The organism is Pseudomonas sp. LBUM1649, from assembly GCF_059716155.1.
The window spans coordinates 3,005,840-3,019,015 of sequence record NZ_CP166807.1 but is presented as its reverse complement, the minus strand read 5'-3'; the positions used below and the strand labels follow the sequence as shown (position 1 = coordinate 3,019,015).

11 protein-coding genes are annotated in these 13,176 nt (G+C 60.4%); 8 read left to right on the top strand and 3 right to left on the bottom strand.

Going from position 1 to position 13,176, the window contains the following annotated elements:
* Positions 1-14 precede the first annotated feature (14 nt).
* The 3 genes from dnaQ to ACA058_RS14135 all read right to left on the bottom strand — a co-directional run bounded on the left by dnaQ (position 15) and on the right by ACA058_RS14135 (position 2,288).
* Entirely contained in the window at positions 15-773 is a 759-nt protein-coding gene (gene dnaQ / locus ACA058_RS14145) for a DNA polymerase III subunit epsilon (RefSeq protein ID WP_497639619.1), read from the bottom strand.
* 214 nt (positions 774-987) lie between these two features.
* Positions 988-1,440, bottom strand: coding sequence for a ribonuclease HI (rnhA, locus tag ACA058_RS14140; RefSeq protein ID WP_008062270.1), 453 nt, complete (start codon positions 1,438-1,440; stop codon positions 988-990).
* 89 nt (positions 1,441-1,529) lie between these two features.
* Positions 1,530-2,288: a class I SAM-dependent methyltransferase gene (locus ACA058_RS14135; RefSeq protein ID WP_008062271.1), complete on the bottom strand. Its 759-nt coding sequence runs from the start codon at positions 2,286-2,288 to the stop codon at positions 1,530-1,532.
* A 65-nt stretch (positions 2,289-2,353) separates the two neighbouring features.
* Here ACA058_RS14135 and gloB point away from each other — a divergent pair, with 65 nt between their 5' ends.
* From gloB to fabI, 8 genes are all read left to right on the top strand, one after another.
* Positions 2,354-3,121 carry a hydroxyacylglutathione hydrolase gene (gene gloB / locus ACA058_RS14130; RefSeq protein WP_497639618.1) on the top strand — a complete coding sequence of 256 codons (768 nt, stop codon included), beginning with the start codon at positions 2,354-2,356 and terminating at the stop codon, positions 3,119-3,121.
* 99 nt (positions 3,122-3,220) lie between these two features.
* Entirely contained in the window at positions 3,221-4,663 is a 1,443-nt protein-coding gene (locus ACA058_RS14125; protein ID WP_497639617.1) for a transglycosylase SLT domain-containing protein, read from the top strand.
* Positions 4,664-4,902: 239 nt separating this feature from the next.
* Entirely contained in the window at positions 4,903-6,717 is a 1,815-nt protein-coding gene (locus ACA058_RS14120) for an extracellular solute-binding protein (protein ID WP_497639930.1), read from the top strand.
* Positions 6,714-8,555, top strand: a complete 1,842-nt coding sequence (locus ACA058_RS14115; protein WP_497639616.1) for an extracellular solute-binding protein — start codon at positions 6,714-6,716, stop codon at positions 8,553-8,555. The genes ACA058_RS14120 and ACA058_RS14115 overlap by 4 nt, the downstream gene beginning before the upstream one ends.
* A 4-nt stretch (positions 8,556-8,559) precedes the next feature.
* Positions 8,560-9,633, top strand: coding sequence for a microcin C ABC transporter permease YejB (locus ACA058_RS14110; RefSeq protein ID WP_034146535.1), 1,074 nt, complete (start codon positions 8,560-8,562; stop codon positions 9,631-9,633).
* A gap of 1 nt (position 9,634) precedes the next feature.
* Entirely contained in the window at positions 9,635-10,654 is a 1,020-nt protein-coding gene (locus ACA058_RS14105; protein WP_497639615.1) for an ABC transporter permease, read from the top strand.
* Between the two features lies 1 nt (position 10,655).
* Entirely contained in the window at positions 10,656-12,263 is a 1,608-nt protein-coding gene (locus tag ACA058_RS14100; RefSeq protein WP_497639614.1) for an ABC transporter ATP-binding protein, read from the top strand.
* 23 nt (positions 12,264-12,286) lie between these two features.
* A complete protein-coding gene (gene fabI / locus ACA058_RS14095; protein WP_034146538.1) occupies positions 12,287-13,081 on the top strand; it encodes an enoyl-ACP reductase FabI in 795 nt (264 codons plus the stop codon).
* Positions 13,082-13,176: the final 95 nt, after the last annotated feature.

The following is a 13,176-nucleotide window of genomic DNA, read 5'->3' as shown; positions in this document are numbered from 1 at the left end:
AGATCCATGGTGCCTCAGGCCTGCGCCTTGGCTTCGGCCAATTGCAACCACAGCGCTGGCCCGCCGGCGGATTTGCTGATGATTTCCAGGCGTGCCATGTGCTGGGCCAGATCTTCTTCACTGGCGCGAATGATGCGCGTTGGCTGGCGGTCGGCCGGAAGGCGGCGGATTTCAGTGGCGGAGTTGTCCGCGCCCTCGCCGGAGCCATTGCCGTCCGACGCATTGCCCGCCAGGGACAGGCTGGTCTGGCCACCAGTCATGGTCAGGTAGACGTCGGCCAGGATCTCGGAGTCGAGCAAGGCGCCGTGCAGCTCACGGCCGGAGTTGTCGACGCCATAGCGCTTGCACAAGGCATCGAGGCTGTTGCGCTGCCCCGGGTGACGTTCCCGGGCCATAATCAAGGTGTCGAGGATCGAGCAGTGTTGCGTGATGTCCGCACGATCGTGCTGGCCCATCAGGGCAAATTCGTTGTTGATGAAGCCAACGTCGAACGCCGCGTTATGGATGATCAGCTGCGCACCCTTGATGAACTCGAAGAACTCTTCGGCCACCTCGGCGAAACGCGGCTTGCCCACCAGGAACTCGTTGGTGATGCCGTGGACGCCGATGGCGCCTTCGTCACTCTCGCGATCCGGTTGCAGATAAACGTGAAAATGCCGGCCGGTCAGGCGCCGACCGATCAACTCGACACAACCGATTTCGATAATCCGGTGGCCGTCGGTCACCGGCATGCCGGTGGTTTCGGTATCGAGTACAACGGATCTGGTGGCCATCTAGTGCTCAGCTCTCAACGGGTCATTCGTGCAAAAAACGGCGATGTTAACACGCTTGCCGGGGTCTTTCAGGTACACCGTGTCGCGCCCATCGCGAGCAGGCTCGCTCCCACATTTGATCTCCTTGAGCGCAAATCTTGAGTTCACCTGCGATCCAGTGTGGGAGCGAGCCTGCTCGCGATGGCCGCGACGCGGTGTGTCGTTGGCGTCAGAATCAAGCCTGCTTGAACCCGCGCACTTCATCCACGCCACGATTGGCCAGTTGGTCGGCTCGTTCGTTGCCGTGATGGCCAATGTGTCCGCGCACCCATTTCCAGGTGACGTTATGGCGATTGACCTGCTCGTCGAGCAGTTTCCACAGGTCGGCGTTTTTGACCGGCTCTTTCGCTGCGGTTTTCCAGCCGCGTTTTTTCCAGTTGGCCATCCACTCGTTGATGCCTTTCATTACGTACTGGGAGTCGGTCACCAGCAACACATCGCACGAACGCTTGAGTTCTTCCAGGCCGCGAATCGCGCCCATCAGTTCCATGCGGTTGTTGGTGGTGTTGGCTTCGCCGCCCCAAAGTTCTTTCTCGACCCCCTTGCACACCAGCAATGCGCCCCAGCCGCCAGGGCCAGGGTTGCCCTTGCAGGCGCCATCGGTGAAGAGTTCTACGCTATCGCTCATGCCAATCTATCCAGAAAATGCAGTGGCCCGCCAATCGAAGATCGACGACGTCCAGGACCGGGGTAACCCCGGCCGGAAAAAAGGAGGTATCACGGTTCGATGTTGCGACGATTGACCTTGGCCATCGGCAACGGGATCAGCTTGCCCATCGGCTCGCGGCGCTCCTGACGGACCGGCCGCAGGCCTACCACGATCTTGCGCGCCACCAATAAATAGAAGCCGCCACCGGACAATTGCCAGTCGCCGGCCTTGCGCTCCCAACCGGCCAGACGGGTCTGCCAGGTGGGCGAAGCCAGCGGCGGACGGTAGCACCCGAAGCGGCGTTTCTCCAGCGCGAAGCCCAGCAGGTTCAGCCAGTCAGCCACCCGCGACGGGGAAATGCAGCGGGCCTTACGCAACCCGTCATGGGCAAACACATGACGCAGCCCCCAAGTGCTCCAGGGGTTGATGCCGACAATCAGCAAATGCCCGCCGGGCCGCACGCTGCTCGCCGCCTCCCGCAGCAAACCGTGGGGCGACAGGCAGAAATCCAGCCCATGCTGCAGCACCACCACATCGGCGGCATGTTCACTCAACGGCCAGGCCTGTTCCTCGCAGACGATCTCGACCCCGGGCAACGGCGCACCCAGGCGCACGTTGCGCTGCACCTGTGGCGCCGACGGCGGGGTCTGGGCCGACGGCCCGTAATGCACCAGGTAGCCACCGAAGAAACGCCCCAACTCGTCTTCGAGCATGCGCCGTTCTTCATCCAGCAGGAATTGCCCAAGGGGGCCGGACAGCCAGTCACGTGCCGCGCTGATCAACGCCAGCCAGTCAGGATCAGCCTGAGCGAACGCTTTATCGGTCATTGCATTCTCCAACGCGCCAGGAAGTTCTAAGATGCGCCATTGTTTTCCGCTTGGCGAATCCGACCATGATACAGATCACTGCCCTGCCCGCCTTCACCGACAACTACATCTGGTTGTTACAAGATCCCCGCACCCGGCGCTGTGCGGTGGTCGATCCGGGCGATGCCGCGCCAGTACTGGCCTGGCTCAAGGACAATCCGCAATGGATCTTGAGCGATATTCTGATCACTCACCACCATCATGACCATGTCGGCGGTGTCGAACAGCTCAAGAAAGCGACGGACGCGACCGTCTACGGTCCGGCCAGCGAAAACATTCCGGCGCGGGACGTGGCCGTCAAGGACAACGATCGCATCAGCGTGCTGGGCCATGACTTCGATATCATCGCAGTTCCCGGCCATACCCTGGGGCACATCGCCTATTATCACCCTGGCTTGCTGTTTTGTGGCGACACCCTCTTCGCCGCCGGATGCGGGCGTCTGTTCGAAGGCACACCCAAGCAAATGTACAGCTCGCTGTCGCGCCTCGCCGCCCTGCCCGAGCAAACGCAGGTCTACTGCACCCATGAATACACCCTGAGCAATCTGCGCTTCGCTGCCGCTGTCGAACCCGGCAACGCCGACACCCTCGAACGCCTGGCCAGCGTGACCCGTCAACGGGAGGCCGGGGTCATGACGTTGCCGTCCACGGTAGCCCTGGAAAAACGTACTAATCCGTTTTTGCGTACCGGCGAAACATCCGTTAAAGAAAAAGCGGATGAACGGACCGGCACCGATAACTCCGCGCCCGATATGGTTTTTGCTGCGCTAAGGACTTGGAAAGATACGTTCTGAACAGTTTGCACGATGGTCCAAAATCTCTGAAAGGTTGACCGCAGAGGGCGTGCTTTCTAGAATCGCCCGACATTTTTGCCCGGAACTTACTTCCAGCCAATGTCGTCATCAATACGCAAAGCCATCAATTCGGACGCACTGACCCGCCTGGCGCAAGCCATAGCGGTGGCTGTGTCCGCGACATTGGCGGGCTGTTCCAGTCATGTGCCGCAGACCGATGCGGCACACGCACCGAATATTGCCGCGCGCGCCAAGCAGAAACCCGTCTTCCTCACCGAAAAGCCCACCCCGCAGATACCGCAGGATGTCTGGGAGCGCATGCGCCAGGGCTTCCAGCTGCAGGACGGCGTGGGCGTCAACCCGCGCATCGAGCAACAGCGACTGTGGTTCGCCAGCAATCCGTCCTTCCTCGAAAACGCCGGCGACCGCGGCAGCCTGTACATCCACTACATCGTCGAGCGCCTTGAAGAACGCAACATGCCGCTGGAGCTGGCGCTGCTGCCAGTGATTGAAAGCGCTTACAACCCGATGGCCTACTCCCGGGCCAATGCAGTGGGCTTGTGGCAATTCATTCCCTCCACCGGGCGCTACTTCAACCTGCGCCAGACCCGTTTCTATGATGGCCGTCGTGACATAACCGCCTCGACCACGGCAGCCATGGACTACCTGACCCGCCTGCACGACATGTTCAACGGCGACTGGCTGCTGGCCCTGGCCGCCTACAACGCCGGCGAAGGCACGGTTAGCCGCGCCATCGAGCGCAATGAAAGACTCGGCCTGCCAACCGACTACTGGAACCTGCCGCTGCCCGCCGAGACCCAGGCCTATGTGCCGAAGTTGCTGGCACTCTCGCAAGTGGTAATGGCGCCGGATGCCTACGGTGTGAACCTCAACCCGATCGCCAACGAACCGTATTTCCAGGTCGTCGAAATCAACCAGCGCATGGACCTGTCCAAGGTCGCCGCGGTGGCCAACATCGACGAAGACGAGCTGTTCCAGCTCAACCCCGCCTTCAAGCAACGCACCACCATCGACGGCCCGCAGCACTTGCTGGTACCCACTTCAAAGGCACAGCTGCTGACCACCAGCCTGCAGACCATGCGGCCGGAAGAGTTGATCAGCAAGAAGCAGCTCAAGCCGGTTTTCGAAGGCGCAGACGATACCCAACTGGCGGGCGTCAAACGTAATTATCGGGTCAAGCGCGGCGACAACCTGGGCTCCATTGCCAAAGCCAACAATGTCGACGTCAAGGACCTGCAACGCTGGAACAAGTTGAGCGGCAAGAACCTCAAGCCTGGCCAGACGCTGGTCATGCAAGACACCAGCAAGCGCAACTCGGGGCGCATCAACACCGTGGTCGCGGCCAGCGCCAAGACCAAAGCCGGGAAGTCGCAATCCCAGTACAAGGTGCAGCAAGGCGATTCGCTATACATGGTAGCCAAGCGCTTCAACGTTGAAATGCAGCACCTCAAGCGCTGGAATCCGCGTGTCGGCCAGGCGCTCAAGCCGGGGCAGGTGTTGACGGTTTCCAATCCGCACTAAAAATGAGCCCCTGATTTTCAGGGGCTTTTTTTTCGCGAAATGTAGGAGCGAGCATGCTCGCGAAAAACCAGAGCGCGCCGCTGGGAACCTGGTTTTACGCGTAATCGTTCACGACCATCGCGAGCAAGCTCGGCTCCTACAAGCCCGCGTCTTTTTCCTGTCCATACAAGCTGTTACTGTACGATCCACAAAGCCCAAGCCGCCTGGATCGGATCTCTGACTTGAAGCGTCCCCTCCTCCTGCTCCTGATCAGCCTGGCCTTGAGCTCCACCGCAAGCGCGACGATCGGCGAAAGCCACGGTTATGCGCAGTTCGGCACGCTCAAGTACCCGGCCAGATTTACCCACTTCGACTGGGTCAATCCGCAAGCGCCCAAGGGCGGTACGTTGCGGGTCATGGCATTTGGCACCTTCGATACGCTCAACCCCTACACCTTCAAGGGCACCAGCCCGGTGACCACGCCGAACTTCCTGCAATACGGCATCAACGAGCTGAACGAACCGCTGATGGTCGGCACCGGCCAATACGCGCCGTCCGGTGACGAGCCGACCTCCAGTTATGGCCTGATCGCCCAATCGGTGGAATACAGCGAGGACCGCAGCTGGGTAGTCTTCAACCTGCGCCCCGAAGCACGCTTCCACGACGGCACGCCGATCACCGCCTACGACGTGGCATTCTCCTTCCGCCTGCTGCTCAAGGAAGGTCATCCGCAATACCGCACCAACCTGCAGGAAGTGTTGCGGGTCGACATCCTCAACCCGCAGCGCATTCGTTTCGTCTTCAAGCGTGCCGGCAATCCCTTGCTGATCCTGCGCCTGGGGGAGTTGCCGGTGTTGCCGCAGCATTACTGGAAAGGTCGCGACTTCAAGGCGACCACCTTCGAGCCGCCGCTGGGCAGCGGGCCGTATCGCATCACCTCGGTCACGCCGGGGCGCCAGATCGTGTTCGAACGGGTCAAGGACTACTGGGGCAAGGACCTGCCGGTCAATCGCGGCAAGTACAACGTCGATCGCATGGAGGTCGAGTTCTACCGTGACAGCGACGTGGCGTTCGAAGCGTTCAAGGCAGGCGAGTTCGACATCTATATCGAACACCAGGCGAAGAACTGGGCCACCGGCTACAACTTCCCGGCGATCCGTCGCGGCGACGTGATCAAGGTTCAAATCCCGCACCAGATCCCGACCCAGACCCAAGGCCTGTTCATGAACAGCCGCCGCCAGACGTTCGCCCAGGACAGGGTTCGTGAAGCACTGGGCCTGATGTTCGACTTCGAGTGGACCAACCGCACGTTGTTCAGCGGTGCCTATAAACGCGCCATGAGTTACTACCCCAACAGCGAATTCTCCGCCAGCGGGCTGCCGGTTGGCCATGAATGGCTGTTACTCAAGCCGTATCGCGAGCAATTGCCAGCCAGGCTGTTCACCGAGCCTTTCAGCCTGCCGCAGACCCAGGGCCAAGGCATTCCCCGGGAAACCATGCGCAAGGCCTTGGCCCTGCTTGCCGAGGCCGGCTGGAAGCTCAACGGCCAGCGCCTGCAGAACGCGGCCGGGCAACCGTTGCGCCTGGAGCTCCTGCTGGTCAACCCGAACCTGGAACGCATCCTTCAACCCTATGTCGAGAACCTCGCCAGCATCGGCATCGACGCCAAGCTGCGCACGGTCGATCGCGCGCAGTATAAGCAGCGCCTCGATCAGTTCGATTTCGACATGATCCTGATGACCCTCAACCAGACCCTCAGCCCGGGCCTTGAGCAATGGCAGTACTTTCATTCCAGCCAGGCCGCGGTCAAGGGCAGCAAGAACTACGCAGGCATTGCCAATCCGGTGGTGGACCACCTGCTCGAACAATTGCTCGCCGCCAAGACCCGCGATGAACAAGTCGCCGCCAGCAAGGCACTGGACCGCGCGTTGCTGTGGCAGCACTACATCATTCCCAACTGGTACCTCAATTATCACCGCCTGGCCTACCGCAACCGGTTCGCCTTCGTCACGACGCCGCCCTACACCCTGGGCCTGAGCGCGTGGTGGCTGAAATCTTCGGAGAAAGATCGATGAAACCCGCAAGCGCCCTGTTCCTGCAGGCCAGCGCCCTATTGTTCGCAGGGTGGGCCTTCGCCGCCCCGCAACACGCCCTGACCCTGTACAACGAACCGCCGAAATACCCGGCCGACTTCAAACACTTCGATTACGTCGACCCGGACGCCCCCAAGGGCGGAAAATTCCGTCAGGCCGGGTTCGGAGGTTTCGACAGCCTCAACCCCTTTATCAGCAAGGGCGTGTCGGCCAACGACATAGACCTGATCTACGACACCCTGGCCCGACAGAGCCTGGATGAACCTTTTACGGAATATGGCCTGATCGCCGGCAAGATCGAAAAAGCCCCGAACAACGACTGGGTGCGTTTCTATCTGCGGCCCGAAGCGCGTTTCCATGATGGTCATCCAGTGCGCGCCGAAGACGTGGTGTTCAGCTTCCAGACGCTGGTCAAGGATGGTGCACCGATGTTTCGCGGCTACTACAGCGACGTCGAAGACGTGGTCGCCGAAGATCCGCTTACCGTGCTGTTCAAGTTCAAGCACAGCAACAACCGCGAATTGCCGTTGATCCTTGGCCAGTTACCGGTGCTACCCAAGCACTGGTGGGCGAGCCGCGACTTCAACAAGGGCAACCTGGAAGTCCCGCTGGGCAGCGGCCCGTACAAGGTCACCGAAGTGAAGGCCGGGCGCTCGGTGCGCTATGAGCGGGTCAAGGACTACTGGGGCAAGGACTTGCCGATCAACCGCGGCTTCTACAACTTCGACGTAATGACCACCGACTACTACCGCGACAACACCGTAGCGCTGGAAGCCCTGAAGGCCGGGCAGTTCGATTACTGGCTGGAGATGACCGCGAAGAACTGGGCAAACGCCTACAACATCCCGGCAGTTACCGAAGGCAGGCTGATCAAGGAACAGATCCCCAACGGCAATCCCACCGGCATGCAAGGCTTCGTGTTCAATCTGCGTCGCCCGCTGTTCCAGGACGTGCGTGTGCGCGAGGCCCTGACCCTGCTGCTGGATTTCGAATGGACCAACAAGCAGTTGTTCAACGGTGCTTACGCAAGAACCCGCAGTTATTTCGAGAACTCGGAAATGGCCGCCACCGGCTTGCCGGATGCCGATCAGTTGGCAATCCTCGATCCGTTTCGCGGCAAGATTCCCGAGCAGGTGTTCAGCGAGGCGTTCCAGAACCCCATGACCGACGCCAGCGGCATGATCCGCACCCAGCAACGCAAGGCCTATCAACTGCTGCAAGAGGCCGGCTGGCGCATCGTCGATGACAAAATGGTCGACGCCACGGGCAAACCGGTGAGCATCGAATTCCTGCTGGCCCAGACCGAATTCGAACGGGTGCTGCTGCCGTTCAAGCGTAACCTGAGTGACCTCGGTATCGAACTGGTGATCCGCCGGGTGGACGTTTCGCAATACGTCAACCGCGTGCGCTCGCGGGACTTCGACATGATCGTCGGCAGTTTCCCGCAGTCCAACTCGCCGGGCAACGAACAGCGCGAGTTCTGGATGACCGCGGCCGCCGACAAACCCGGCAGCCGCAATTCCATGGGCCTGAAAGACCCGGTGGTTGACCAGTTGGTCGAACAACTGATCAACGCCGACTCACGCCGAAGCCTGGTGGCCCACGCCCGCGCACTGGACCGTGTGCTGCAATGGGGCTATTACGTGATCCCCAACTGGCACATCAAGACCTGGCGTGTGGCTTACTGGAACCATATCGGCCACCCCAAGGTCTCGCCTAAATATGACATCGGCATCAACACCTGGTGGATCAAGCCCGATGCGAAACCGGCCATAGAGATCGAAACCAAATTGCAAGCCGACCCTGCGGGCACGGAGTAATCAGATGCTGGCGTATATTTTTCGGCGACTGCTGCTGATCATCCCGACACTGTTCGGCATTTTGCTGATCAACTTCGTGATCATTCAGGCAGCCCCCGGTGGACCGGTGGAACAGATGATCGCCAAGCTCGAAGGCTTCGAAGGCGCCACCAGCCGCATCGCCGGCGGCGGCGCCGAGGTGTCGGTGGCAGGCTCCGCCTATCGTGGCGCACAAGGCCTGGACCCGGCGCTGATCAAGGAAATCGAGCACATGTACGGCTTCGACAAGTCGGCGCCGGAACGCTTGTGGATCATGGTCAAGAACTATGCGTCCCTGGATTTCGGCGACAGCTTCTTCCGCGACGCCAAGGTCATCGACCTGATCAAGGAAAAGATGCCGGTGTCGATCTCCCTCGGGCTGTGGAGCACCCTGATCATGTACCTGGTGTCGATCCCGCTGGGGATCGCCAAGGCCACGCGGCACGGAAGCCACTTCGACGTCTGGACCAGTTCGGCGATCATCGTCGGCTACGCGATCCCGGCGTTCCTGTTCGCCATCCTGCTGATCGTGGTGTTTGCCGGCGGCAGTTACCTGGACTGGTTCCCGTTGCGCGGGCTGACCTCGAATAACTTCGACGAATTGAGCATGGGCGGCAAGATCCTCGACTACTTCTGGCACCTGGCGCTTCCCGTGACCGCATTGGTGATCGGCAACTTCGCGACCATGACCCTGCTGACCAAAAACAGCTTCCTCGATGAAATCAACAAGCAGTACGTGGTCACCGCCAAGGCCAAGGGCCTGACCAATCACCGCGTGCTGTATGGCCATGTGTTTCGCAACGCCATGCTGCTGGTGATCGCCGGTTTCCCCTCGGCGTTCATCGGCATCTTCTTCACCGGCTCGTTGCTGGTGGAGGTGATCTTCTCCCTCGACGGCCTCGGCCTGATGAGTTTCGAGGCGGCGATCAACCGCGATTACCCGGTGGTCTTCGGCACCCTGTTCATCTTCACCCTGCTGGGGCTGGTGGTGAAGCTGATCGGCGACCTTACCTACACCTTTGTCGATCCGCGCATCGACTTCGAAAGCCGGGAGCATTGAGATGAACCTGTCCCCTCTCAATCGCCGGCGCTTCGAACTGTTCAAGGCCAACAAACGTGGCTGGTGGTCATTGTGGCTGTTCCTGATCCTGTTCGGCGCCAGCCTCGGTGCCGAGCTGATCGCCAACGACAAGCCGCTGGTGGTGCACTACGACAACGGCTGGTACTTCCCGGCGCTCAAGCGCTATCCCGAGACCACCTTCGGCGGCGAGTTCCCGCTGGAAGCCAACTACAAGAGTCCGTACATCCGCGAACTGCTCAAGGCCAAGGACGCCTGGGTGCTGTGGGCGCCGATACCCTACAGCTATCAGAGCATCAATTACGACCTGAAAGTCCCGGCACCTGCGCCACCGTCGACCGATAATCTTCTGGGCACCGATGATCAGGGCCGCGATGTGCTGGCCCGGGTGATCTACGGTTTCCGCATTTCCGTGTTGTTCGCCCTGACGCTGACCTTATTCAGCTCGCTTATCGGTGTGATCGCGGGCGCGCTGCAGGGTTTCTACGGGGGCTGGGTGGATCTGGCCGGGCAGCGCTTCCTGGAGATCTGGTCCGGGTTGCCGGTGCTGTATCTGCTAATCATCCTCGCCAGCTTCGTCCAGCCGAACTTCTGGTGGCTGCTGGGGATCATGCTGCTGTTTTCCTGGATGAGCCTGGTGGACGTAGTGCGCGCTGAGTTCCTGCGTGGGCGTAACCTTGAATACGTACGTGCGGCCCGGGCATTGGGCATGCAGAATGGCGCGATCATGTTCCGCCACATCCTGCCCAACGCCATGGTCTCGACCATGACCTTCATGCCGTTCATCCTGACCGGCGCCATTGGCACCCTGACCGCCCTGGACTTCCTCGGCTTTGGCTTGCCGGCCGGCAGCCCGTCACTGGGTGAGTTGGTGGCCCAGGGCAAATCCAACCTGCAAGCGCCCTGGCTGGGCATGAGCGCGTTTGCGGTGCTGGCGTTGATGTTGAGTTTGCTGGTGTTCATCGGCGAGTCCGCTCGCGATGCCTTCGACCCGAGGAAGTGAAATGAATCAGGACAATCTGATCGAAGTGCGCGACCTGGCCGTCGAATTTATCGTTGGCGAGCGCATTCAACGGGTGGTCGAAGGCGTGAGCTTCGATATCAAGCGTGGCGAAACCCTGGCGCTGGTGGGTGAAAGCGGTTCCGGTAAATCGGTGACGGCGCATTCGATCCTGCGCCTGCTGCCCTACCCGCTCGCCCGGCACCCGTCGGGGACCATCGAGTATTCCGGACAGAACCTGCTGAGCCTGAAAGAGAAAACCATCCGCCACATCCGCGGCAACCGGATCGCGATGATCTTCCAGGAGCCGATGACCTCGCTCAACCCGCTGCACTCGATCGAGAAGCAGATCAACGAGGTGTTGGGCATCCACAAGGGTTTGGTCGGCAAAGTCGCGACCAAACGCACCCTGGAGCTGCTGGAAATGGTCGGCATTCCTGAGCCGCAAAAGCGTCTCAAGGCCCTGCCCCACGAGTTATCCGGCGGTCAGCGCCAGCGGGTGATGATCGCCATGGCCCTGGCCAACGAGCCGGAACTGCTGATTGCCGACGAGCCAACCACCGCGCTGGACGTGACCGTTCAGCTGAAAATCCTCGAATTGCTCAAGCAATTGCAGGCCCGTCTGGGCATGGCTTTGTTGCTGATCAGCCACGATTTGAACCTGGTGAAAAGAATTGCGCATCGCGTATGTGTCATGCAGCGCGGTTGCATCGTCGAACAGGCATCGTGTGAAGAATTGTTCCGCGCGCCGCAGCACCCGTACACTCGGGAACTGCTGGCAGCGGAGCCCAGCGGCAACCCGGCGACCAACGTGATTGGCCCGCCATTGCTTGCGGTCGAGGACCTGAAAGTCTGGTTCCCGATCAAGAAAGGCTTGCTGAAAAAGACCGTGGATTACGTCAAGGCGGTAGACGGCATCAATTTCAGCCTGCTCCAGGGCCAGACCCTGGGGATTGTGGGAGAAAGCGGTTCCGGCAAGTCGACGCTGGGCCTGGCGATCTTGCGGTTGATCGGCAGCAAAGGCGGCATCCGTTTTGAAGGCAAGCAGCTAGACTGCCTGACGCAGCAACAGGTCCGGCCGCTTCGACGGGAAATGCAGGTGGTGTTCCAGGACCCCTTCGGTAGCCTGAGCCCACGGATGAGCGTAAGCCAGATCGTCGGCGAAGGCCTGCGGATCCACAAGATGGGCACCGTGGCCGAACAGGAACAAGCGATAATTGCGGCACTCAAGGAGGTAGGTCTGGACCCGGAAACCCGGCACCGCTACCCCCACGAATTTTCCGGCGGGCAACGGCAGAGAATCGCCATTGCCCGGGCTTTAGTGCTAAAACCGGCGTTGATTCTGCTGGACGAGCCGACTTCGGCCCTCGACCGCACCGTGCAACGCCAAGTGGTCGAGCTTTTACGATCACTGCAAAGCAAGTACAACCTGACGTATCTGTTTATCAGCCATGACCTGGCTGTCGTCAAAGCGCTGAGCCACCAACTGATGGTGGTCAAGCATGGACAAGTGGTCGAACAGGGGGACGCGCAAAGCATTTTTGCCGCCCCCCAACATCCGTATACACAGCAGTTGCTGGAAGCCGCTTTCTTGGCTCCAGCCACTGCGTAATAACCTGAAAAGAGGAGCAACACATGGGTTTTCTCGCCGGTAAGCGCGTACTGATCGTCGGTGTCGCCAGCAAGCTGTCCATCGCATCCGGCATCGCTGCCGCCATGCATCGCGAGGGCGCTGAGCTTGCCTTCACTTATCAGAACGACAAACTCAAGGGTCGTGTCGAAGAGTTCGCACAAGGCTGGGGCTCGAGCCCTGAGCTGTGCTTCCCGTGCGACGTGGCCAGCGATGCGGAAATCGCCAAGGTCTTCGAAGAGCTGAGCAAGAAGTGGGACGGCCTGGACTGCATCGTGCACTCCGTGGGCTTCGCCCCGGGCGACCAACTGGACGGCGACTTCACCGAAGCCACCACCCGTGAAGGTTTCCGCATCGCTCACGACATCAGCGCCTACAGCTTCGTGGCCCTGGCCAAGGCTGGCCGCGAAATGATGAAAGGCCGCAACGGCAGCCTGCTGACCCTGTCGTACCTGGGCGCCGAGCGCACCATGCCGAACTACAACGTGATGGGTATGGCCAAGGCTTCCCTGGAAGCCGGCGTACGTTACCTGGCCGGTTCCCTGGGCCCGGACGGTACTCGCGTGAACTGCGTATCGGCAGGCCCGATCCGCACCCTCGCCGCTTCCGGCATCAAGAATTTCCGCAAGATGCTGGCCGCCAACGAAGCGCAAACCCCGCTGCGTCGCAACGTCACCATCGACGAAGTCGGCAATGCCGGCGCCTTCCTGTGCTCGGACCTGGCTTCTGGTATCAGCGGCGAAATCATGTATGTGGACGGTGGTTTCAACACCACGGCCATGGGCAACATCGAAGAGTGATCTTCGGTTAGCCATAAAAACCCGCCTCGATAGGCGGGTTTTTTATGGCTGCGATTTCATGGATTACGCAAATCAATGTGGGAGCGAGCCTGCTC